We start from the raw sequence: 20,067 nt of genomic DNA on the forward strand, positions 1-20,067 counted from the left end.
AGAACGGGCAGCGGTCGTTCGTGCTTCGTAGAACCGCGTTCGAGTGGCGGCCTACGCCAGCGCGCTACCGGCTCGGATCAGCTGTTTCTCGCCGAACGCGGGACCGACCAGTTGCAGCCCGACCGGGAGTCCGTCGTCGGTCTCGCCGGCAGGCACGGAGATTGCCGGGAGATTCGCCAGGTTGACCGGCGTCGTGTTGGCGTCGGCCAGATACATCGTCAGTGGATCGTCGAGGCTCTCGCCCATCTCCATGGGCGGGATCGGCATCGTCGGCGAGGCCAGCACGTCGGCCTCCGAGAGGGCCTCGTCGAAGTCCTGCTTGACCCACGCGCGGGCGTCCTGGGCCTTCTTGTAGTACTTGTCGTGGTAGCCCGCCGAGAGCGCGTACGTCCCGAGCAGGACTCGGCGCTTGACTTCCTCGCCGAAGCCCTCCTCGCGGGCGTTGGCGAAGGTCTCGTTCCAGTTGCCCTCGTAGCCTTCGCTCGCGGAGACCCCGTAGCGGACGCCGTCGAAGCGCGCGAGGTTCGAGGAGGCTTCCGACATCGCGATCACGTAGTAGGCCTCGACGGCGTGTTCGACGCTCGGGAGGTCGACCTCGTGGTAGCTCGCGCCCTGTACTTCGAGTTCGTCGATGGCGTCCCAGAACGTCTCGACGACTGCCTCGTCCGCGCCTTCGACGAGTTCCGTCGGCACGCCGATCGAGAGTCCGTCGACGTCGCCGTCGGCGGCGTCGGCGAGCCCCTCGGTCGCGCCCTCGTGGTCTCGGGTCGTCGCGTCGTGTTCGTCCGGGCCGGCGATCACTTCGAGCAGCTCCGCGGCCTCCTCGACGGTCGTCGCGATCGGACCGATCTGTTCGAGGCTGTTGGCGTAGGCGACGAGCCCGTACCGGGAGACCAGCCCGTAGGTGGGCTTGATGCCGACGACGCCACAGAACGCGGCGGGACAGCGGATCGAACCGCCGGTGTCGGTCCCCAGAGCCATGTCGGCGTCGCCCCCAGCGACGACGGCGGCGGAGCCACCCGAGGAGCCCCCGGGGACGTGGCCCGGAGCGGCGGGGTTCTCGACCGGGCCGTAGGCCGAGGTCTCGGTCGTCGTCCCCATCCCGAACTCGTCCATGTTGGTCTTGCCGGGAACGGTCGCGCCGGCCGCCGTGAGTCGTTCGACGACCGTCGCGTCGTAGGGCGGGACGTACCCCGCGAGCATCGACGAGCCACAGGTGGTCTGGACGCCCTTCGTCGAGATGTTGTCTTTGACCGCGACGGTCTTCCCGGCCAGCGGCCCCTCGTCCGCGCCCTCGATCGTCTCGTCGCTGATGTAGGCGTTGTACTCGGTCGCCATCTTACGACACCTTCGGCCCCTTGAAGTGGCCGGCCTCGCTGTCCGGCGCGTTTTCGAGCGCCTCGGCCTGGCTGAGCCCCTCGTGGCTCTCGTCCGGACGCATGACGTTGGTCAGTTCGGCCTCCCGCTCGACTTCGGGAACCTCGTCCAGCGTCTCGAAGTAAGAGAGGATGTCCGCGAACTGTTCGGTGAACCGTTCGACCTCGTCGTCGTCGAGGTCGACACGGGCGAGATCCGCGACGTGACGGACCTCGTCTGGATCGACGACGGATTCGCTCATACATCCCCGGAGCGGTGGCCCGGCGGTAAGGGTTTCGATACCCTGGGAACGCCCGCTCGGAACGCAGTTCGACGACCGTCCGCCACGGAACCGATATCGCACCAGCAAAGCTTGTTTTGTGATTCGGAAAATCTGAATTCGCCGATAGCCAAAACTTTTAAGTCGACGCAACAACAACAGTGTAATCGCTAGAAGGTTTCTCGGGTACCTGACCCGGCTGTCACTCCAACCAATGACCGATACCACCATCCGACGATTTACGGACGAGAACGAGCACACAGAGGAGACCGAAGACGAGTCAGAGCACGTCTGTCCAGAGTGTGGGGGCGATCTGGTCGCCGATAGCGAACGCGGCGAGACCGTCTGTGAAGAGTGTGGACTGGTCGTCGAGGAAGACGAGATCGACCCCGGTCCCGAGTGGCGTGCGTTCGACGCCAGCGAGAAAGACGAAAAGTCCCGCGTCGGCGCACCGACGACCAACATGATGCACGACAAGGGGCTGTCGACCAACATCGGCTGGCAGGACAAGGACGCGTACGGCAACTCCCTGTCCTCGCGCCAGCGCGAGAAGATGCAGCGCCTGCGCACCTGGAACGAGCGGTTCCGCACCCGCGACTCCAAGGAGCGCAACCTCAAGCAGGCGCTGGGCGAGATCGACCGCATGGCCTCGGCGCTGGGCCTGCCCGAGAACGTCCGCGAGACCGCCAGCGTCATCTATCGCCGTGCGCTGGACGAGGACCTCCTGCCCGGCCGCTCCATCGAGGGCGTCGCCACCTCGTCGCTGTACGCCGCCGCCCGTCAGGCCGGCACGCCGCGCTCGCTCGACGAGACCAGCGCCGTCTCTCGCGTCGAGAAAGACGAGATCGCCCGGACCTACCGCTACGTCGTCCGCGAACTCGGCCTGGAGATCCAGCCGGCAGATCCCGAGAGCTACGTGCCGCGTTTCGCCTCCGATCTCGACCTCTCGGACGAGGTCGAGCGACGCGCCCGCCAGTTGCTCCAGAACGCCAAAGAGCAGGGCGTCCACTCCGGCAAGTCCCCGGTCGGCCTCGCGGCGGCCGGCGTGTACGCCGCCTCACTGCTGACCAACGAGAAGGTCACCCAGAGCCAGGTCAGCGAAGTCGCGAACATCTCCGAGGTGACGATCCGCAACCGCTACCACGAGCTGCTGGAAGCCGAAGAAGAGATCCAGCAGGTGTAGAGCGAAACGCCGACGGTCCCCTCTCTCTTCTGTGGCGGTATGGAGACTACGCGCCACTTCGTCGCGACCGTCTACGTCGTCGAGAGCGGTGCCGTCGCGCTGCACGAACACGACAAGCTCGACATGTGGCTCCCGCCCGGCGGCCACATCGACCGCGACGAACTCCCCCACGAGGCGGCGCTGCGTGAGACCAGCGAGGAACTGGGCTTCGACGTGGCCCTGCTCGCACCCGAGGGCGATCTGGAGAGCGAGACGGCCCGTTCGATCCCGCAGCCACAGCATTTCCTGCTCGAAGACATCAACGTCACCGACGAGGGCGTCGGCCACCAGCACGTCGACTTCATCTTCTACGGTGAGGCCCCCCATCGAGAGATCGATCCAGCGCCCGGCGAACAGCCCGCCGGAGACTGGGAGTGGTTCACTGCGGCCGAGTTGCGAAACCGCGACGACCTGCCCGCCGACGTGGCCGAGGTCGGCCAGCGAGCGATCGAGACGGTCGAGAGCGAGCACAACGCCTAACGGCGCGGTCGTACAAGCGCCGCTATGGACCGACGCTGTCCGGACTGTGGCGTGACGATGGAACCGGTCGAGCTCCGAACTGGCGAGGGGTTCAAACTCCAGATCAACACCGACGAGCGCCGCGAGGGGTTGCTGGGCTCGCTGGGGATGACGGAGAACCACTCCGTCGAGGGGCGACTCTGTCCCGAGTGTGGACTGGTTCGGACCTACGCCGACCTCGACGACGCCTGACGAAACTGGCGCTGTCGACAGCCCCGACCTTGCCGTGGCGTCTCACAGATCGGTCGGCATCGCACTTTTGCGACCAGCGCCGTATGCACGACTAGACATGTTGGCAGCACTGTGGGGTGTCGAACGCCGGATGACGCGGACTCACAGTAGCGACTCGACGTACTTGGTGACGTGATCGTCCATCCGGCGCTTGAAGCCGTCCTGGCGAGCCAGTCGGTCGAGTTCGCGGGCGGCGTACGTGCCGTACTGGACCGCCTTCTTGTCTCGCCGCGCGATCTCCTCGGGGAGCCACTCGCTGGCGGCCCGTCGCAGCGCCCACTTGCGGTCGTCCTCGCCCCGGACCAGCTGCTCGCCGGCCAGCCCCAGCGCCGTCGCGACGACACGATCGTCGAGCAGCGGTGCGACCGGCTCGACGCCCGCCCCTCGCAGTGCGAGCACGTCCCGTTCCAGTTGCTCGGGCAGCGTGGCGATCACCTCCCGCTGAGCGCCACGGACCGTGTCGGCCTCGATCCGGTGATCGTCGGGGGCGTTTGCCACCTTCGCGTAGCCACCGAACAGTTCGTCGGCACCCTGTCCGACGACGAGGCGGTCGTAGCCGTCGGCGGCGACGCGCCCAGCGGTCAGAAAGAGGGGGAGCGCGATCTGTACGTCCATGGCGTTCGTCCGTCCCGTCGCGCGGGCGATCCGGGGGACCGCGCTCACCAGATCGTCGTGCGTGAACTCGACGACGGTCAGCTCGCGGTCGAGAGCCGCCGCGGCCGAGCGCGCGGCTTCGATGTCGTGGCTCCCCTCGAAGCCGGCGACGTACAGCGGGGCGTCGAGGCGCGCGGCCAGGAGCGCGGAGTCGACGCCGCCAGAGAAGGCGACGGCGGTCGACGCCGCGTCGACGGCGTCAGTCGCGGTCCGGATCGCCCGTCGGACGGCAGCGACTGCGGTGTCGTCGTCGCTCCGGTCGCCCTCGGGGAGCGTCCAGCGAGCGTCGTCCTCGTCGGCCGTCAGACAGTGGCCCGCAGACACCGACACCGGGTCGTCGAGCGTCGTCGGTTCGAACGCCCACGCGCCGTCGGCGGTCGGATCGGCGGCCCCGCGCTCGACGAACAGCGGGACCCGGCCGAGCACGTCCCTGACGAGCGTGGGCTGGCCCTCGACCGACACTCGTCCGGCGAACCCCCGTGTTCCCGGCAGTGGATCGCGGTCCCGGATCGCTCGCCGGACGAGCGACGCGTCGGCACCCCGGATCATTCGATCAGCTGCGAGAAGCGGTTCTTCACCCGGCGCTTGGCCCCGCCAGCGGCCTGGCGGAAGCTGATGTGCCAGGGGGTGCGCTTGCCCTCGACCGTCGTCTGTCCTTCCCGGATGGCGTCGAGAATCGCCGCGACGCTTCGCTCGTCGGTGTCGACGTGTGTCACCGCCTGCCCGACCATCTCGCTGATGTGGGCGTCGCTGCCGGCGGTCATCGGCAGCCCGCGGCGACTGGCGAACTGGTGGGCCTGTCGGTTCGAGCGCCCGGTCAACAGCCGGGAGTTGTACACCTCGATGGCGTCGGCCGCCGTCAGCTCGTCTTTCGAGATCTTGTCCAGGACGCCGCTGCGAGACTCCTGGAAGGGATGGGGGACGACGGCGACCCCGCCCTGCTCGTGGATGCGGTCGAGCGTCTCGGAGAAGGAGAGCCCGGCCGGGACGAGCTCCTCGATGCCCAGCCCCAGGACGTGGCCGGCCTGGCTAGAGATCTCCGCCCCCGGAATGCCGATCAGTCCGTACTCGGGCGCGAGCCGGGCGGCTTCGAGGCTCGCGTCGATCTCGTCGTGGTCGGTGACGGCCAGCGCGTCCAGGCCGACCGCCTCGGCCTGTTCGAGCAGGAGCTCGACCGGATCGCGGCCGTCGTAGGACAGCGCAGAGTGGGAGTGGAGCTCGACCGTTAGCACGGGCGAACGTACTGTAGCGGTCGGCAAAAGCGCCTCGGTCGCGGCCAGCGGCGCGTCGTCGCGCGACGGCCTCTCGCTGTCAGTCCGCCGTCCCCGTGTCGGGCCGCGACGGCGGTGGCGTCTGGATCTCCTCGTCGGTGAGGTAACACTGCGGGTCGGGCGCGAAGAGGTCGTCCTCGACGGTCAGCGCGCGCAGGCGGGAGCCCCCGCGACAGACCGCCTTGTACGCGCAGTCGGCGCACTTCCCGGTCAGGCGGGACTCGCGGTCCCGCAGCGCCGAGAGCAGGGGATTCGACTCGTCCTCCCAGATCGCGCCGAAGGGACGGTCACGGACGTTGCCAAGCGAGTAGTTCTGCCAGAACTGCGTGAGGTGGACGTTGCCCTGGTAGTCCACGTCGGCGACCCGTTCGCCCGTTGGATCGCCGCCGTTGGTCCGGAGGTACTCGTAGACGGTGCGGGCCTTCGCCTCGCCGTAGTGGTCGCGCGCGTACTCGACGATGTAGGCGGCGTCGGCGTAGTTGCCGACCAGCAGCGTCTCGATCTCCTCGCCGCGCTCGTGGTACGACCGGGTCATGTCACAGACCGTCTCGACGGCGTCGCGGCGCTGGTCGGGCGTCAGGTCGGCGTCGAGGATCTCCGTCCCCCGACCGCCGTAGTCGAGGTGATAGAAGCAGAACCGATCGAGCCCCTTGTCGCTGAGCAGGTCGACGACGCCCGTGAGGTCCGGCGCGTTGCGTTCGGTGATCGTGTACCGCAGGCCGGTCTTCAGCCCGGCGTTCAGAGAGTTCTGGATCCCCCGGACGGCGGCGTCGAACGCGCCCTCTTTCCCGCGGAAGGCGTCGTTGCGCTCGGGGAGCCCGTCGACGGAGACCCCGGCGTACTTCAGCCCGGCGTCGCGCAGCGACCGGGCGCGCTCCTCGGTGATGAGGGTCCCGTTGGTCGAGAGGACCGGGCGGACGCCGCGCTCGTCGGCGTAGGCGATCAGTTCTTCGAGGTCGTCTCTGACCAGAGGCTCGCCGCCCGAGAAGAGGACCACCGGCACGCCGTAGTCGGCCAGTCCGTCGAGCATCGCCTTCCCTTCGGCCGTCGACAGCTCGCCGTCCGCGACCTCGGTGTCGGCGGCGGCGTAGCAGTGGTCACAGTAGAGGTTGCACTGCTTGGTGACGTTCCAGACGACGACCGGACGGCGCTGTTTGCGGTCGCGGATCTGTTCCTTGCGAGACTCCTCGGCCGCGTCGTAGCGCAGGCCGTCGCCCTCTGCGTCGAGGTCACAGAGGAGTTTGCTGACGGAGATCACGCCTCGTCGACCTCCGTGGCGGCGACCGGCGACGCGGCCTCGGTCTGGACGCGTTCGACCTCGTCGGCCGGACAGAGCCACAGCGCCCCGGCGGTCCACTCGAACAGCTGTCGAGCCTGTTCGCGGGCGATGTCGGCCGACGGTGCGCTGACGCTGCCCGCGTGCGTCAGGGTGTCCTCGGACGACTCGCGGACGAACAGCTCCCACTCGCGGGTGACGGCCTCGCGCGGTTCGTCGACGGTGACAGAGAGGGGATCGTCTGGCATACCCGACGGTTACGTCCTGACCCACAAAACCGGGGGAGCGCGTTCCCATCGGCTGGGAACGGGACGTACCGGTTCGGGGAGACAGCGGCGAAAAGCCGACCCTACGAACGGTAGCCCGGCGGAGAGCGGTCAGACGGAGTGGTAACGAAAGCGAACGGACATCCAGATCCGGTCGCGAGAATATAACGGACGTATACTTAATGCCGACTGGTCTCACACCTCGTCTGCCGCCCGGCGATCCCGGGACGGCAGTTCACCATGCCACGAGACTTCATGGCCGAAGACAGAGGAAAGAACGTACTGACAGCCGACGGCGATATGATCGGAACGATCGAGAACATCGAGGGGAGCAACGCACACGTCAAGCCGTCGTCCTCGCTGGACCAGAGCGTCCGCACCAAGCTGGGCTGGACGACAGAGGGCGAAGACGTGTACGAGCTCTCGCACTCGGCAGTCGCCCAGATATCGGACGAGGAGGTGCACCTCGAACAGAACCTCTGAGACCGACGACCGTCCGGACTCGACCACGAATCACCAGTAAGCCCCGTACCGACCCCGGTCGTGTTCCGGACCGTCTATTTTTCCGCGTACTCGCGCAGGCTCCCAGCGTCGACCGGCAGTGCCGTCGCCCCGCGTTCCCGTAGCTCCGTGGCGACTCCGTCGAGGTGCTCGAAGCCGACGACGGCGACCGCGGTCCCGTTGGTTCCGGCCAGCGTCCGCGCCATCGTGCGCTCGCGAGCGGCGTCGACGATCTCGTCAGCCGCCGGGCGCTCGAACGCCCGCAGGACAGAGAAGCTCCGCGAGAGGTGTCGGCGTTCGTGTGCGGCCACGGCCGTGGAATCGGTCGGCCGCTCGATGTCGAGATCGATCCCCCCGTCGGCCAGTGGCGTCGAGAACCGATCGCGACCGAAGACGCTCGCGAGGCGACAGGACAGTGCCTGCCGGCCGACCGTGAGCGCGTTGGAGGCGATTCGACCGATCGTCTGACGGCCTGGCGAGCGGTCGCGGATCTCGTCGGCCAGCGCCGCCAGGAACCGGGGGCCGTGGGCGTCGATCGCAACACTGTCGGCGTCGGTCGCGGCGAGTGCGGCGCTCATCTCTCCCTCGCCGTCCGCTTCGAACAGCGGCAGTGCCAGTGGCGGGAGTTCGACCGCGACCGTGTCGGGGTCGAGCGCCCGGATCACGCTGTCGACCCGGTAGACGCTGGCAGGGTGGTCGTGGACGACGCCGATCAGGAGGACGGCTCCGTCCGGGTCTTCGAGGAGCCGGAAGTGATCGGAGCGAATGCGAGGGTCGGCAAGCAGTGCGGCGGGCGACTCGGGAACGGCCCCGAGGTCGTCGGTGGTCATCGAAGGGTTAGCAACCGTATGCTTTCGATCCGCTTAACCCTTGCCTATCCTCTCGTCAGAGAGACCATACCGAGGAGAACCCGTCGAGATGCCTGCCGGCAGTAACACGCGAAAGAGCGGCGGTAACGCGCGGTTAGTCGTCGTCGAGGACGCCTTTCGCGACGGCGACGTCGTCGATGTCCGGGTCCGCCGCGGTCTTTCGGAGGACGAACCGCTTGCGGACGATGTCGGCCGCGTAGATGACCGTCCCCAGGATCATCAGGGTGTCACCGGGCAGACGCGCCCAGAAGAGGTCCTGAATCAGCGGCTGGTTGTAGAACGCCAGGCTCCGACCCGCCGCGTAGCTCCCGGTGAAGATCGCCTCCAGCTGGAGGAAGCCCACCGGCAGCACGGAGACGAACACCATCAGCGCCAGCCCGACGTTCCAGCACCAGAAGGCATAGCGCAGCCAGGTGCCGTCCCAGCGGTCGGGCTCGATGGCGATCTGGAGCATGTACGTGACCATGCCCAGCGCGAGGAAGCCGAAGGCCCCGAACATCGCGGCGTGGGCGTGGCCCACGGTGAGGTAGGTGCCGTGCTCGTAGTAGTTGATCAACGGGAGGTTGATGAAGAAGCCAAGCACCCCGGCACCGACGAAGTTCCAGACGCCGCTGGCGATGATGAACATGAACGGGAGCCGGTAGGGGAAGCTCTCGCCGGCCCCGGTCATGGCGCGGTACTGGCCCAGCGCCTCGTAGAGGATGAACACCAGCGGGATCAGCTCCAGCGTCGAGAAGACGCTCCCGATGGGCACCCAGATGTCGGGCATCCCGATCCACCAGTAGTGATGCGAGACGCCGATGACCCCGGTCGACATCACCAGCAGCGCCTGGAGCATGACCGCCTTCTCGGCGCTGCGACGCTTCAGGAGGTTCATCGACACCAGCGTCAGCCCGATGATGGCGACGATGAAGAACTCGAAGGCCCCTTCGACCCACATGTGGACGACCCACCAGCGCCAGAACTCCGTGACGGCGATGTTGGTGTCCGGGGTAAAGAGGAAGCCCGCGGTAAAGAGGAGGGCGATCGAGCCGCCGGCATAGAGGATCATGTGTGCGAGCCCGTAGCTGGGTTCTCTGTCCAGCAGCGGCTTCAGACCGCGCACCGAGAGGACGGCCCAGATGAGGAACCCCGCGAGGATGCCGAACTGCCAGAGCTTCCCGACTTCGAGGTACTCCAGGCCCTCGTTGCCGAGGATCCACCAGAGGCTCCCGTCGATGTACCCCTTGGAGCCGAGCCAGATCCCACCGAGACCGCCGACGACGACCACGACGATCGCCGCCAACAGCCCGTTGACGTACGTCGACTGGCGATCGGGCTCGTGGCCCGTCAACAGCGGCGGGAGGAACAGTCCGGCTCCAAGCCACGTCGCGGCGATCCAGAGGATCCCCAGGTCGATGTGCCAGGTCTTGGCGATGGCGAAGGGGAGCAACTGGAGGATGTGGACGCCGAAGATCTCCTCGATGCCGAAGAAACCGGCGCGTTCGATGTAGAAGTGCGCCAGTAACCCGCCCAACAACACCTGTGCCAGGAAGAGTCCGGCGGCGACGGGCACGAAGCGCAAGGCGGCCCGCTGGCTGGGGAACACCTTCACGTCGCCGGGTTCGGGGACGGAAATGCCCTTCGCGGACGGTTCGGGGAGCGAGATCGACTTGTACAGCCAGACGCCGAAGCCGGCTCCGGCGACCAGCAGGACCATCGCGATGACGCTCCAGGTCATCGCGGCCGCCGTGGCGTCGTTACCGGCACCGGGCTGGAAGGGCCAGTCGTTCGTGTAGGAGTGATCCCCGCCCGGTCGGTCGGTGTGGGAGAACCACGCCGTCCACAGCGCGAAGTCCGCGAACTGGCGGGCTTCCTCCTCGCTGTCGATCATGTCGACGGGTACGCCCCGTTCGTGGTCGCCCTCGTGGTAGCGCTCGACGTACTCCTGGCGGACCTGCTCGTGAGCGTAGGCCTCCGCCGCGGAGTACTCGATCGGTCCGCCGCCGTACTCGCCGTCGAGGTCCCGTTCGACCACGTCGGCGACGGCGGCCTGTTCGTCGCTTTCGAGGGCGTCGTACGCGCTGCCGTGGCGCTCCTGGGCGTAGTAGTCCCGCATGTGCTGGACTTTCAGGTCCAGCGTGTCCGCAGTGTAATCCTGTCCGTAGTACGCACCGTTGCCCAGGATCGAGCCGTGGTTCATCAGCCCGTCCTTCTGGAACGCCTTCTTGCCGTCTCTGATCTCCTGTCCGGTCACGATCGTGTCGCCGTCGGGTCCGACGACTTCGTCGGGGATCGGCGGTGCCGACTGGTACGCGAGCCACGCACCACCGCCCATGACGATCAGATTGAACACGAAGACCACCGCGATGATCTTCGCGATCGTCGCACGTTGTACTTGCATACAGGTGACGATTGGCCGACTCCCTACATCAATCCGCTTCGGGTTCTCAGCACCGGGCGACGGGGCGAACATGTTCGTCGCCAGCGCGAGCGGCGACGGTAGCGACAAGAGCCGCAGTATGGCGGCCGAACTCGCCGATCCGTGTCGGTGCTGTTTTACACCTCGACAGGTGAGACTCTGTCACGGATGGTCCGGGACCCGTTCGAAGACGAGTTGTCGCCAGCGCTAGAGGACGTGCTCGACGCGCTGGACGACGAGGACTGTCGGGCGATCGTCAGCGTCCTGGAAGAGCCGATGACAGCCAGCGAAATCGCGGAGGAGAGCGGCGTGCCGCTGTCGACGACCTACCGAAAGCTCGAACTACTGACGGAGGCGTCGCTGCTTCACGAGGGCGTCGAGGTGCGTCCCGACGGACAACACGCCAGCCGCTACGCGATCAGCTTCGAAGACGTCGTCATCTCGCTGGACGACGACCGGACGTTCGAAGTCGAGATCTCTCACCGGCCTCGGACGCCGGACGAACGCCTCGAAAACCTCTGGTCGGAGGTCAGAAAAGAAACATGAGCCCACATGTCCCCAGTTCACAGGTCGGTATCGTCGCGACGAAGACGCTCACGCTCATCCTCGGTGGGCTGATTACGTACTACTCCTACCGGGCCTATCAGCGAACGAGCGCCAGAGAGTTACAGGCCCTCTCGTGGGGGTTCGGGATAATGACATTTGGGGCGCTGATAGGGGGCGTCATCGACATCTTCGTCCCCAGGATCCTGGCCCGTCTCTCGTGGCTCCCCGAGAGCGGCTTCCAGGACTGGCTCGTGGTCAGTGTCTTCGTCCAGAGTCTGCTGACGACGGTCGCCTTCGCCATCATCCTCTACTCGCTGTACGTCGATTGACGACACTGCTGGCGGACGCGACCCCACTCATACTGCCGGCTATCACTTCGTGAAGAGCTTCGCCACCCCGGGGTGGCGAAATCGGTCACAGATGGACAGCCGGTAGTATCACGCACTGACGAGGGTCCCGACGGAGTAGTCGCCGTGTTCGACGACGACCAGCAGCAGGTTCGCCGCGAAGGCGAGTGCGCCCAGGGCCGCCAGTCCCCAGCCCGCAGTGATCGCGGGCGACGGGAGCAGCGTCGGCGCGACCGAGCCGAGGACGACCAGCGCGATCCCGGCGGTGTAGGCGACGCCGTCGACGACCGCCAGCCGGTCGAGGTAGAGATCGTCGACCATCGGCACCGGTTCGAGGCCGACCTGATCGCTGTAGCGGTCGACCCACACGAGGAACGGGACGATGTGGTACAGCGTTCCGAGGACGACGAAGGCCAGACCGCCGGCCAGTAACAGCGAGCCCGTCGCCGGACCGCCGAAGGTGACGGCCGGCCCGAGTGCGTTCCGCGACCAGCCGACCAGCGCCGGGACCGCCCACACGCCCAGCCCCGCGGCCGCGAGTCCGTAGCGGGTGAGCATCGGCGTCCACTCGACGCGGGTCTGGCGGAGCCTGTTGGCGACGACGACGGCGATGCCGAGCACGGAGAGGGCGACGACCACCCCGCCAGCGCGGGCAATCGGGGCGACGCCGAACAGCCGGCCCACGACGAGCGCCGCCACGCCGACCGGGTACGCGAGCGTTTCGACCCGCTGGAAACGGCGCTCGACGGGGCCGAGCTCGGTCTGGGTGAACATCGTCGCCAGCTGATAGAGCGCCCCGAGCACCGTCGTGAGCACGGCACCGAAGATCGCCGCCGTCGCGTGGGCCGAGCGGACGGTCGCGTGGGTGAGGCCCGCGACGGGTAACGCGCTCGCGGCGAAGTCGACCGCCATCATCATCCCCAGCGTGGTCACGACGACGAACCAGCCGACGGCGACGGCGAAGTGTGACTCCGTCGCGTCGAAGGGACGGGCCCCGGCGAGCGTCCGGGCGAGGTTGTAGGCGAAGAGCCAGACACCGCCGACCGCGAGCACGCCAGCGATCGGGAGCAGTCCGAGCGCGCCCGTGAGAAAGCCAGCCGCGAGGCCGGCGAATCCGAGCCCCGCGAGGGGCAACTGGAGGATCGCCAGCCGTCTGGAGTGCAGCGAGACGCCCGACCAGACCGGGACGAACTGCGTCATCGCCCCGAGGATGGTCAGACAGATCCAGCCCGCGACGAACAGGTGGACGTGAGCGACCTGCCCCGCCCAGCCGGTCGTCACCGCGGCAGTCGCCACTCCCGCGACCAGGTACGCCAGTGCCACGAGGAAGTGCGCGAGCGGGATCGCAGTCGGCGGACCGCTCGACTCGTCGACGGCGGCCGGAATGACGCTCATACCCGTCCGTTCGTCCGCCAGCGTGCTGTCGGTGTGGCCGAACACGTTCGGGGCAACGGTTGCTCCGGGGGCGACCCTCCGTTCGTGTATGGACGCGACCGAGGCCCTGCAGACGACCGACGCACCCGACGACGCACCGACCCGCGAACTCGACGTGCGTTCGCTGGGCCCGCCGAAGCCACTGCAAAACACCCTCGAAACGCTGGCGGAGATCGACGACGACGAGGTCGTCGTCCAGTTCAACGATCGCGCGCCGGAGTTCCTGTACCCGAAGCTCGACGACCGCGGCTTCGCCTACGACACCGTCGAGGGCGAGGACGTGACCGTGACGACGATCTGGAAGGCATGACCGACTGCGTGACCGAGCCAGAGAGCGGGACACGCAAAGCGGAGGGAGAGCGAGCGAGCGACGCCACGCGGTCGGCAGAGAACGTGGCGATCGAACGGATCAGAGAGCGCGGCGAGTCCGTCCGTGACCGTCAGGTCGAGCGAGCGCTGTCGGAGCTGGAGCTGTCGGAACACGAGCGCGACGCCGTCGAGCGACTCGGCGACCGCCTCGTCGAGCGGCTCCTGGCGGTCCCGGAAGCGCAACTCGAACGGGCCGCGAGCGACGGCGACGACGAGACGCTGGCGGCCGCTCTGGAGCTGTTCTCTGGCAGTCGGTGAGTGCGTTCGCGGCGAGAACGGGGGATGAAGCCGGGGACGATCGAACCGAGAGGTCAGGCCGCGGGCGCGAGGACCAGCAGCGCCTCGCTGTCGGTCCGGGCCTGGGGGGAGATGTCCTGATCGCCGTCGAACCGGACCACGTCGCCGGCCGTCAGCGACACCACCTCGTCGCCGAGGTGGAGGTCCAGCTCCCCCGAGAGCTGGTGAAAGACGATCTGGCGGTCTGGATGCTGGTGGGCCGGGACGCCCTCGTCGGCCGCGAGGCTGAGCCGGACCGTGTGGGGTTCGTGCTCGAACAGCGTCGCCCGGCCGTCGTCGTCGAGGTCGTCCAGCGAGACCAGTTCGGTGTCGCTCATGCTTTCGGGAGCCGTGCGACGTAGTTGCCGTCGTCCCGTTCCTCACAGGAGTACCCCTCCGCGTCGAAGGCCTCGACCTCTGCCTGGAACTCGTAGAACAGCGGCTTTGGCTCGTGGTCGTTGACGATCTCCAGGGCCTCGCCGCTGTCGAGGGTCTGGAACGCCTCGTGGATCATGGGGTGGCGCTGTGGCGGCGGTACCTCGCGCAGATCGAGTGTTTCGGCTGGCATCAGTCGACGGTAGTGGCCACGATCGGGAGGGACTTTGGCCGAACGTGTTCGGCACGTGGCGACGGTGTCAGTCCGGATCGAACTGTCCCGTCTGGAGGCCCCGACGCACCGGCTCGTGTTCGGCGTCGGTCGGCGGTGGCGCGGTGACGAGCGTCGCCGCCAGTCGCTCGCCGTCGTCGGCTTTCACCCCGCGTTCCGTTCCTGCGGGCACGGCGACGACGCTCCCGGGCTCGACCGCGTGGTCGGTCTCGCCGTCGCGGATCACGCCCGAGCCCGACACGACCGTGATCGCCACGTCGCTGTCGGGCGCGTGGACGGGGATGAACTGTCCCGGCTCGAAGTATCCCAGGACGACCTTCTGGCGCTCGGTCTCGTGAATCGTCTGTGCGGAGAACTGTGCGTCGTCGTAGCGTCGTTCGGCGTCGATCGACGTTGCGGTCACGACCGAAGCGTCGGCCGGGACGGCGGTCTGGGTTTGCCCGAACGTGTTCGCCAGCAACCACAGCGGGCTGGCGGCCCAACGCTGACGTATGAGCCTCCTCTCCGGCTTCGCTCGCGACGGTGAGGGTCCCGAGTACGACGACTACGACGAGTTCGCTCCCGAACACCTCCCGGAACCGGGACCGTTCCTCGACGGCGCGGTGTTGACCGGCCGCGAACACGCCGCCTTCCACCGGGCGACGCGGACGCTCTTCGAGCGGCGGGGCGTCATCGACATGACCTTCGGCTACAACCTCGCGCGGCTGAACCTCGACCGGCGACATCCCGAATCGGGATTCCGGTACGCCCGCGAGACCGAGACCGACGGCGAGCGCGTCCTCCGGGCCGAGTTCACGCCGACGACCGAGTTCTGTCCACAGAGCGACACGCTGACCGTCGGCGCGTTCCGGGCCTGGAACGGCTGTCGCGAGTCCCACGAGTACGACCTCGTGCGGGTCCGGGTCGACCCGATGCACCACCAGAGCGAGACCATCAACGCGAAGCTGCGAGAGCTCGAATCGGTGTTCCGAGAGACCGGCGAGATCCCCTCCGATATCGACGCGGGCGACGCCACGGCTGGCGACGACGTGGCCGACGAAGGCGGGTTCGACACCCCGTTCTAGGTGGCGCGAGGGTGAGTCGTGGGAACGACCATCAAGGCCCGCACGAACGTGTTCGGAGTAACGCCGATGTGGAGAGCGGCGAAACCGGCCTGCAATGGCAGCAACGCAGCTCGTCCTGACAACGGTGATGGTCGCACTGGTGGCCGGTGCGGCCGCGGTCGTAACGAGGCTAGAGAACTGGCGCTCGTACACGCCGGCCGTCGGCGGCGGCGGGACGGCCGACGAGACGGTCCACCACGGCGAGAAGCCCGGTGGACTGACCCGCTGGCTCACGACGGTCGACCACAAAGACATCGGACTGCTCTACGGGACCTTCGCCGTGCTGGCCTTCGCCTGGGGCGGCGTGGCGGTCGTGTTGATGCGGTTCGAGCTGGTCACCCCGACCTCGAACTTCCTCGAACCGGCGATGTACAACGCGCTACTGACGAGTCACGGGATCACGATGCTGTTCCTGTTCGGGACGCCGATTCTGGCGGCGTTCTCGAACTACTTCGTCCCGATCCTGATCGGGGCCGACGACATGGCGTTCCCGCGGATCAACGCGATCGCGTTCTGGCTGTTGCCCTTCGGGGCGGTCCTGATCTGGGCCGGTTTCTTCATCCCCGGCATCGCACCCGCACAGACGGCCTGGACGATGTACACGCCGCTGTCGCTGGACCAGCCCAGTCCCGCGATCGACCTGATGATTCTGGGGCTGCATCTGACCGGCGTCTCCGCGACGATGGGTGCGATCAACTTCATCGCGACCATCTTCACGGAACAGGGCGAGGACATCGACTGGGCCAACCTCGACATCTTCAGCTGGACCGTCCTGGTCCAGTCCGGCCAGATCCTCTTTGCGTTCCCGCTGCTGGGGAGCGCCCTCGTGATGCTACTGCTCGATCGCAACGTGGGGACGACCTTCTTCGCGATCGGCGACGGCGGCGGGACGCTGCTGTGGCAACACCTGTTCTGGTTCTTCGGCCACCCGGAGGTGTACATCCTCGTGCTCCCGCCGATGGGACTGATCAGCTACATCCTCCCGAAGTTCTGCGGTCGGAAGCTGTTCGGCTTCAAGTTCGTCGTCTACTCCACGCTGGCGCTCGGGGTCCTCTCCTTTGGCGTCTGGGCACACCACATGTTCGCGACCGGGATGGACCCGCGGCTTCGGGGCGCGTTCATGGCGATCACGATCTCGATCGCGATCCCCAGCGCGGTCAAGACGTTCAACTGGATGGCGACGATGTGGAACGGCCGCCTGCGGCTGACCGCACCGTTCCTCTTCTGTGTCGGCTTCATCGCCAACTTCGTCATCGGCGGGATGACCGGCGTCTTCGAGGCGGCGATCCCCGTCGACCTCCTGTTGCACGACACCTACCAGGTCGTCGCCCACTTCCACTACGTCATCATGGGCGGGATCGCCTTCGCGGTGTTCGCCGGGATCTACTACTGGTTCCCCATCTACACCGGCCGCTGGTACCAGCGCACGCTCGCCAAAGCCCACTTCTGGCTCACGATGATCGGGACCAACATCACCTTCTTCCCGATGATCCTGCTTGGCTACGCCGGGATGCCCCGCCGGTACGCCACCTACGACGTGGCCGTCGGTCCGATCGACCTGTTCACGCTGCTCCACCAGATCGCGACGCTTGGCGTCGTCCTGCTCGTCGTCGGCCAGCTCCTCTTCCTGTGGAACGTCGTCACCTCCTGGATGGAGGGGGCGCGAGTGACCAGCAGCGACCCGTGGGACCTCGGCCGCGACGGCATGCGAGCCCGCGAGTTCGAGTGGTTCGCGTCCGAGCGACTGCCCGCGCTGACCGACGGCGGCTCCGAGAACGAAGTGAGCGGAGCCTCGCCGGAGCTGCGGTCCGACGGTGGCGAGGAAGAGCGAGCGAGCAGCGACGACTGAGACGGGCGAACACCTTCGGCACCGAGCACTCGTTCTCACGCTCCGTCCGTTGGGTATGAGCGACCGGGCCACACAGCTGCGCGCGCTGGCCGAGGAGATCGCCGACCGCGACGGCGTCCAGGACGCCTGGACGGCAAAGAGCTTCACCGACCGGCTGTTCGTCGTCGAGGTCCCGCCCGGCGAGAGCCTGCCCGAACCCGTCGAGCAGTCGATCCTGGCCCACGACTGTCGCGGGGCCGACGAGGTCTACGAGCTGGACGGCGTCGACGGACCGGACTTCGCTGGCGACCTCGACGACGGGCGACGCTACCGGTTCGTCGACGTACAGTCTCGCGGTGAACTGCAGTCCTACGTGGTCTGAGACGGCTTTTCGTGGCCGGCGCACTACAGCGATTGGAGCGTGATCGATCCGTCGTCGACCGCGACCGTCAGCGTGTCGCCACCCTCGCCGACCCGTCCGCGCGTCTCGTCCTCGCTGGTCTCGACCTCGTCGAGGACACCGTCCGAGACCGTGACTGTCCCGTCGTCGCTGCGGGCGGTGACCGAGAGATCCAGCGACGGCGACAGTCGGAGCGTCACGTCACCGTCGTCGGCCCTGACGGTCGCCGGGCCGTCGACGTTCTCGACGGCGAGGTCGATGATCCCGTCGTCGGCCTCGACGTCGCCGATCGTGGTCGCTTCGGTCACCGAGATCTCGCCGTCGTCGACCGTCCCCGCGACGCTGTCGACTGCGCCGATCTCGATCTCGCCGTCGTCGCCGTCGATCTGGACGCCCCCGTCGAGCGGACCGACCTCGGCGGTGCCGTCGTCGACCGAGAGCGCGAGGTCCCCGGCCACGTCGCCGACCGTCGCGTCACCGTCGTCGACGGTGAGTTCGGTGACCCGGACGCCGGACGGCACCTTGACCGTGAGCGATTCGAGTCCGCCCCCGACGGTCCCGATCGCGACCCCCGTCGTGTCTTTCACGCCGACCGAGAGCTGTCCGTCGTCGACGTTTCTGGTGACCTGGACGTCGCTCAGCTCCGTCCCGCCGATGGCGTACTTCGTCGCCTGAATCTGGACTTCGTCGCCGTCCCACGGCTCGACAGTCGTCTCGCCGTCGTCGCCGTCGACGGCCACCGCGTCGACGTCGGCGACGCTGTACTCCACGTCCGTCGTGTCCCGTTCCGATTGTCCCGAGATCGTACAGCCCGCGAGCGCCGTCGCCGCGCCGACAGTGACCGTGGCGAGAACGCGGCGTCGCGTCGACGTCTGTGGGTTCGAGTCGTCGTCCGAGTTCGAGTGAGACCAATCCATACCCGATGGTTCCGGTGCTAGCAGTATAATCCATCTACCACAGCTTCAGAATGCGAAAGTGTGCCCGCCGACAGTGTCAGCGGCTGGAGACGGCAGACCGACAGCGACGCCGCGTGCCCGAACGTAGACTGCGATCCGCGTGATGCCCGACGTGGCCGGCGGTTAGCCTTCGTAGCCGGCGTAGTCCATCAGCTCGCCGAAGATGTCCGAGTCCATCGCCTCCTTGTAGACGATCCCGCCGACCATCCCGCCGGGGTAGGTGTTGCCGTTCATCGCGTGGCTGACCTTGTGGCAGTGCATGAGGTAGATGCCGGGGTCGGCGTCGGCGTCGAACTCGATGGTCTTTCGCTCCGCGGGAGCGACGTTGATGATGTCCTGTTCGTACTGCGCTGCCTCGGGGACCTCCGAGCCGTCCTTCTCGACCACGCGGAAGCGGTGGTTGTGCGTGTGCATCGGGTGGCTCATGTACCCGTTGTTGGTGAGGTGGATGCGGACCGTGTCACCCTGCGAGACGATGACCGGCGAGCCGTCTTCTGGGTGGAGCGTCCGGGGCGCGCTCTTGCCGTTGATCGTGAACACGTCGGGATTGCGGTCCCGCGGGCTGTAGGTGGCGTCCATGCCGGCCATCTGCTTGTTCAGGGTCGAGTCCCAGTCTTTCAACGTCATGAACAGCTCCTGGTCGGCCTCCTCGTACCCCTTCGGGTCGACGCGGAAGATGCCGTACATCCCCATGTCGATGTGACGCTGGGTCTGGTAGTGGCAGTGATAGAGGTGCGTCCCGGGGACGTTGGCCGGAATCTCGTAAGTGTGCTTCTCGCCGGGGTTGACCGTGATGCCCGTCGTCGTCGGCACGCCGTCGTTCTCCCAGGTCTTGCGGACGCCGTGGAAGTGCAGCGTGTGAGGCATGTTGGCGTCGGTGTTGTCGAGCGTCACCTTCATGTCCTCACCTTCGGTCGTCCGGAGGATCGGACCGGGGACGCTGGGCTCGCCGTCGTCGGCCTGGAACGCCCACACCTTCGGCAGCTCGACGGGACCACCCATCGTCTCCTCGGGGTGGACCATGTGCTTCGAGGCGACGGTCGAGATCGTGACCTCGCCGCCCTGCTCGTCGACGTTGACGATCTCCGGGGGCGAGGTCGTCGGCAGCGACTCGGACTGACTCGCCATCGAGGTCTCCGTCGCCGTCTCGCTCGTCGTCGAGACCTTCGAGGACGACGTGGGTGCCTGACAGCCGGCAAGTGCCAGCGAACCGCTCAGGCCCGTTGCAGCGACGAACTCTCGGCGACTCATACTCGTTCCGGGGGCTCCGATGCGATCAGTCATTACACTTTGGCGTAGGTAGTACTCCCTTATAGCCGAGCAAGGGGATTCCCACCAGGTGAAAACCCCCCTGA

At 67.2% G+C, this 20,067-nt stretch carries 25 protein-coding genes; 11 read left to right on the forward strand and 14 right to left on the reverse strand.

The features are described 5' to 3' along the window. Positions 1-51: 51 nt before the first annotated feature. Both gatA and gatC read right to left on the reverse strand, forming a co-directional pair. The gene (gene gatA / locus ACAH01_RS10830; RefSeq protein WP_372479183.1) at positions 52-1,338 is read right to left on the reverse strand and encodes an Asp-tRNA(Asn)/Glu-tRNA(Gln) amidotransferase subunit GatA; all 1,287 of its coding nucleotides are present in this window, start codon (positions 1,336-1,338) and stop codon (positions 52-54) included. A gap of 1 nt (position 1,339) precedes the next feature. Next, a complete protein-coding gene (gene gatC, locus ACAH01_RS10835) occupies positions 1,340-1,618 on the reverse strand; it encodes an Asp-tRNA(Asn)/Glu-tRNA(Gln) amidotransferase subunit GatC (RefSeq protein ID WP_208628137.1) in 279 nt (92 codons plus the stop codon). A 232-nt stretch (positions 1,619-1,850) separates the two neighbouring features. On the opposite strand from gatC, the gene ACAH01_RS10840 reads away from it, so the two are divergent. From ACAH01_RS10840 to ACAH01_RS10850, 3 genes are read left to right on the forward strand one after another with little or no spacing between them, the layout of a single operon-like run. Further along, positions 1,851-2,819 carry a transcription initiation factor IIB family protein gene (locus tag ACAH01_RS10840; RefSeq protein WP_372479184.1) on the forward strand — a complete coding sequence of 323 codons (969 nt, stop codon included), beginning with the start codon at positions 1,851-1,853 and terminating at the stop codon, positions 2,817-2,819. A 39-nt stretch (positions 2,820-2,858) separates the two neighbouring features. Further along, entirely contained in the window at positions 2,859-3,338 is a 480-nt protein-coding gene (locus ACAH01_RS10845; protein WP_372479185.1) for an NUDIX hydrolase, read from the forward strand. Positions 3,339-3,362: 24 nt separating this feature from the next. Further along, positions 3,363-3,569 carry a hypothetical protein gene (locus ACAH01_RS10850; protein ID WP_153553128.1) on the forward strand — a complete coding sequence of 69 codons (207 nt, stop codon included), beginning with the start codon at positions 3,363-3,365 and terminating at the stop codon, positions 3,567-3,569. A 141-nt stretch (positions 3,570-3,710) separates the two neighbouring features. On the opposite strand, the gene ACAH01_RS10855 is transcribed toward ACAH01_RS10850, so the two are convergent. The 4 genes from ACAH01_RS10855 to ACAH01_RS10870 all read right to left on the reverse strand — a co-directional run bounded on the left by ACAH01_RS10855 (position 3,711) and on the right by ACAH01_RS10870 (position 7,057). Further along, positions 3,711-4,811: an asparagine synthase C-terminal domain-containing protein gene (locus tag ACAH01_RS10855; RefSeq protein ID WP_372479186.1), complete on the reverse strand. Its 1,101-nt coding sequence runs from the start codon at positions 4,809-4,811 to the stop codon at positions 3,711-3,713. Further along, positions 4,808-5,494 carry a PHP domain-containing protein gene (locus tag ACAH01_RS10860; RefSeq protein ID WP_170094001.1) on the reverse strand — a complete coding sequence of 229 codons (687 nt, stop codon included), beginning with the start codon at positions 5,492-5,494 and terminating at the stop codon, positions 4,808-4,810. The genes ACAH01_RS10855 and ACAH01_RS10860 overlap by 4 nt, the downstream gene beginning before the upstream one ends. A 79-nt stretch (positions 5,495-5,573) precedes the next feature. Next, complete coding sequence (locus ACAH01_RS10865; RefSeq protein WP_372479187.1) at positions 5,574-6,791, reverse strand: TIGR04347 family pseudo-SAM/SPASM protein; 1,218 nt, start codon at positions 6,789-6,791, stop codon at positions 5,574-5,576. Beyond that, positions 6,788-7,057, reverse strand: coding sequence for an Htur_1727 family rSAM-partnered candidate RiPP (locus ACAH01_RS10870; RefSeq protein WP_170093999.1), 270 nt, complete (start codon positions 7,055-7,057; stop codon positions 6,788-6,790). The genes ACAH01_RS10865 and ACAH01_RS10870 overlap by 4 nt, the downstream gene beginning before the upstream one ends. Before the next feature lie 258 nt (positions 7,058-7,315). On the opposite strand from ACAH01_RS10870, the gene ACAH01_RS10875 reads away from it, so the two are divergent. Next, positions 7,316-7,558: a hypothetical protein gene (locus tag ACAH01_RS10875; RefSeq protein ID WP_372479188.1), complete on the forward strand. Its 243-nt coding sequence runs from the start codon at positions 7,316-7,318 to the stop codon at positions 7,556-7,558. A gap of 74 nt (positions 7,559-7,632) precedes the next feature. Here the strand turns inward: ACAH01_RS10875 and ACAH01_RS10880 are convergent, their stop codons facing one another. Next, a complete protein-coding gene (locus ACAH01_RS10880) occupies positions 7,633-8,406 on the reverse strand; it encodes a hypothetical protein (protein WP_372479189.1) in 774 nt (257 codons plus the stop codon). Positions 8,407-8,539: 133 nt separating this feature from the next. Further along, positions 8,540-10,828, reverse strand: a complete 2,289-nt coding sequence (locus ACAH01_RS10885) for a nitric-oxide reductase large subunit (RefSeq protein WP_170093996.1) — start codon at positions 10,826-10,828, stop codon at positions 8,540-8,542. Positions 10,829-11,014: 186 nt separating this feature from the next. Here ACAH01_RS10885 and ACAH01_RS10890 point away from each other — a divergent pair, with 186 nt between their 5' ends. Further along, positions 11,015-11,392 carry a helix-turn-helix domain-containing protein gene (locus ACAH01_RS10890; RefSeq protein ID WP_018258763.1) on the forward strand — a complete coding sequence of 126 codons (378 nt, stop codon included), beginning with the start codon at positions 11,015-11,017 and terminating at the stop codon, positions 11,390-11,392. Continuing rightward, positions 11,389-11,721: a hypothetical protein gene (locus ACAH01_RS10895; protein WP_153553119.1), complete on the forward strand. Its 333-nt coding sequence runs from the start codon at positions 11,389-11,391 to the stop codon at positions 11,719-11,721. Before ACAH01_RS10890 ends, ACAH01_RS10895 begins: the two co-directional genes overlap by 4 nt. Before the next feature lie 108 nt (positions 11,722-11,829). On the opposite strand, the gene ACAH01_RS10900 is transcribed toward ACAH01_RS10895, so the two are convergent. Continuing rightward, a complete protein-coding gene (locus tag ACAH01_RS10900) occupies positions 11,830-13,134 on the reverse strand; it encodes a hypothetical protein (RefSeq protein WP_372479190.1) in 1,305 nt (434 codons plus the stop codon). 88 nt (positions 13,135-13,222) lie between these two features. Here ACAH01_RS10900 and ACAH01_RS10905 point away from each other — a divergent pair, with 88 nt between their 5' ends. Both ACAH01_RS10905 and ACAH01_RS10910 read left to right on the forward strand, forming a co-directional pair. After that, positions 13,223-13,483 (forward strand): DUF2249 domain-containing protein, encoded by a 261-nt coding sequence (locus ACAH01_RS10905; RefSeq protein WP_170093994.1) that lies wholly within the window; start codon positions 13,223-13,225, stop codon positions 13,481-13,483. After that, complete coding sequence (locus ACAH01_RS10910) at positions 13,480-13,800, forward strand: hypothetical protein (protein WP_153553117.1); 321 nt, start codon at positions 13,480-13,482, stop codon at positions 13,798-13,800. Before ACAH01_RS10905 ends, ACAH01_RS10910 begins: the two co-directional genes overlap by 4 nt. Before the next feature lie 53 nt (positions 13,801-13,853). Here the strand turns inward: ACAH01_RS10910 and ACAH01_RS10915 are convergent, their stop codons facing one another. The 3 genes from ACAH01_RS10915 to ACAH01_RS10925 form a co-directional block, all read right to left on the reverse strand. Beyond that, a complete protein-coding gene (locus tag ACAH01_RS10915; RefSeq protein WP_153553116.1) occupies positions 13,854-14,156 on the reverse strand; it encodes a cupin domain-containing protein in 303 nt (100 codons plus the stop codon). Next, the gene (locus ACAH01_RS10920; RefSeq protein ID WP_015762928.1) at positions 14,153-14,386 is read right to left on the reverse strand and encodes a DUF2249 domain-containing protein; all 234 of its coding nucleotides are present in this window, start codon (positions 14,384-14,386) and stop codon (positions 14,153-14,155) included. The genes ACAH01_RS10915 and ACAH01_RS10920 overlap by 4 nt, the downstream gene beginning before the upstream one ends. Before the next feature lie 67 nt (positions 14,387-14,453). Next, positions 14,454-14,828: a cupin domain-containing protein gene (locus ACAH01_RS10925; protein ID WP_346775241.1), complete on the reverse strand. Its 375-nt coding sequence runs from the start codon at positions 14,826-14,828 to the stop codon at positions 14,454-14,456. 88 nt (positions 14,829-14,916) lie between these two features. On the opposite strand from ACAH01_RS10925, the gene ACAH01_RS10930 reads away from it, so the two are divergent. From ACAH01_RS10930 to ACAH01_RS10940, 3 genes are all read left to right on the forward strand, one after another. After that, positions 14,917-15,489 (forward strand): hypothetical protein, encoded by a 573-nt coding sequence (locus ACAH01_RS10930; protein ID WP_372479192.1) that lies wholly within the window; start codon positions 14,917-14,919, stop codon positions 15,487-15,489. Positions 15,490-15,583: 94 nt separating this feature from the next. Further along, the gene (locus ACAH01_RS10935) at positions 15,584-17,377 is read left to right on the forward strand and encodes a cbb3-type cytochrome c oxidase subunit I (protein ID WP_372479193.1); all 1,794 of its coding nucleotides are present in this window, start codon (positions 15,584-15,586) and stop codon (positions 17,375-17,377) included. 55 nt (positions 17,378-17,432) lie between these two features. After that, on the forward strand, positions 17,433-17,738 hold the full coding sequence (locus ACAH01_RS10940) for a hypothetical protein (RefSeq protein ID WP_208628149.1): 306 nt from the start codon (positions 17,433-17,435) through the stop codon (positions 17,736-17,738). 23 nt (positions 17,739-17,761) lie between these two features. On the opposite strand, the gene ACAH01_RS10945 is transcribed toward ACAH01_RS10940, so the two are convergent. Both ACAH01_RS10945 and ACAH01_RS10950 read right to left on the reverse strand, forming a co-directional pair. Beyond that, positions 17,762-18,673 carry a DUF4097 family beta strand repeat-containing protein gene (locus tag ACAH01_RS10945; protein WP_372479194.1) on the reverse strand — a complete coding sequence of 304 codons (912 nt, stop codon included), beginning with the start codon at positions 18,671-18,673 and terminating at the stop codon, positions 17,762-17,764. A gap of 162 nt (positions 18,674-18,835) precedes the next feature. Then, the gene (locus tag ACAH01_RS10950; protein ID WP_372479195.1) at positions 18,836-19,996 is read right to left on the reverse strand and encodes a multicopper oxidase domain-containing protein; all 1,161 of its coding nucleotides are present in this window, start codon (positions 19,994-19,996) and stop codon (positions 18,836-18,838) included. Positions 19,997-20,067 lie beyond the last annotated feature (71 nt).

It is taken from the genome of Halomicrobium sp. HM KBTZ05, assembly GCF_041530035.1.
In the GTDB taxonomy this organism is placed as follows: domain Archaea; phylum Halobacteriota; class Halobacteria; order Halobacteriales; family Haloarculaceae; genus Halomicrobium.

Coding starts and splice junctions, on each gene's coding strand:
- gatA (WP_372479183.1), bottom strand. CDS start 1,338: ATGGCGACCGAGTACAACGCCTACATCAGCGACGAGACGATCGAGGGC.
- gatC (WP_208628137.1), bottom strand. CDS start 1,618: ATGAGCGAATCCGTCGTCGATCCAGACGAGGTCCGTCACGTCGCGGAT.
- ACAH01_RS10840 (WP_372479184.1), top strand. CDS start 1,851: ATGACCGATACCACCATCCGACGATTTACGGACGAGAACGAGCACACA.
- ACAH01_RS10845 (WP_372479185.1), top strand. CDS start 2,859: ATGGAGACTACGCGCCACTTCGTCGCGACCGTCTACGTCGTCGAGAGC.
- ACAH01_RS10850 (WP_153553128.1), top strand. CDS start 3,363: ATGGACCGACGCTGTCCGGACTGTGGCGTGACGATGGAACCGGTCGAG.
- ACAH01_RS10855 (WP_372479186.1), bottom strand. CDS start 4,811: ATGATCCGGGGTGCCGACGCGTCGCTCGTCCGGCGAGCGATCCGGGAC.
- ACAH01_RS10870 (WP_170093999.1), bottom strand. CDS start 7,057: ATGCCAGACGATCCCCTCTCTGTCACCGTCGACGAACCGCGCGAGGCC.
- ACAH01_RS10875 (WP_372479188.1), top strand. CDS start 7,316: ATGCCACGAGACTTCATGGCCGAAGACAGAGGAAAGAACGTACTGACA.
- ACAH01_RS10880 (WP_372479189.1), bottom strand. CDS start 8,406: ATGACCACCGACGACCTCGGGGCCGTTCCCGAGTCGCCCGCCGCACTG.
- ACAH01_RS10885 (WP_170093996.1), bottom strand. CDS start 10,828: ATGCAAGTACAACGTGCGACGATCGCGAAGATCATCGCGGTGGTCTTC.
- ACAH01_RS10890 (WP_018258763.1), top strand. CDS start 11,015: ATGGTCCGGGACCCGTTCGAAGACGAGTTGTCGCCAGCGCTAGAGGAC.
- ACAH01_RS10895 (WP_153553119.1), top strand. CDS start 11,389: ATGAGCCCACATGTCCCCAGTTCACAGGTCGGTATCGTCGCGACGAAG.
- ACAH01_RS10900 (WP_372479190.1), bottom strand. CDS start 13,134: ATGAGCGTCATTCCGGCCGCCGTCGACGAGTCGAGCGGTCCGCCGACT.
- ACAH01_RS10905 (WP_170093994.1), top strand. CDS start 13,223: ATGGACGCGACCGAGGCCCTGCAGACGACCGACGCACCCGACGACGCA.
- ACAH01_RS10910 (WP_153553117.1), top strand. CDS start 13,480: ATGACCGACTGCGTGACCGAGCCAGAGAGCGGGACACGCAAAGCGGAG.
- ACAH01_RS10915 (WP_153553116.1), bottom strand. CDS start 14,156: ATGAGCGACACCGAACTGGTCTCGCTGGACGACCTCGACGACGACGGC.
- ACAH01_RS10920 (WP_015762928.1), bottom strand. CDS start 14,386: ATGCCAGCCGAAACACTCGATCTGCGCGAGGTACCGCCGCCACAGCGC.
- ACAH01_RS10930 (WP_372479192.1), top strand. CDS start 14,917: ATGAGCCTCCTCTCCGGCTTCGCTCGCGACGGTGAGGGTCCCGAGTAC.
- ACAH01_RS10935 (WP_372479193.1), top strand. CDS start 15,584: ATGGCAGCAACGCAGCTCGTCCTGACAACGGTGATGGTCGCACTGGTG.
- ACAH01_RS10940 (WP_208628149.1), top strand. CDS start 17,433: ATGAGCGACCGGGCCACACAGCTGCGCGCGCTGGCCGAGGAGATCGCC.
- ACAH01_RS10945 (WP_372479194.1), bottom strand. CDS start 18,673: ATGGATTGGTCTCACTCGAACTCGGACGACGACTCGAACCCACAGACG.
- ACAH01_RS10950 (WP_372479195.1), bottom strand. CDS start 19,996: ATGACTGATCGCATCGGAGCCCCCGGAACGAGTATGAGTCGCCGAGAG.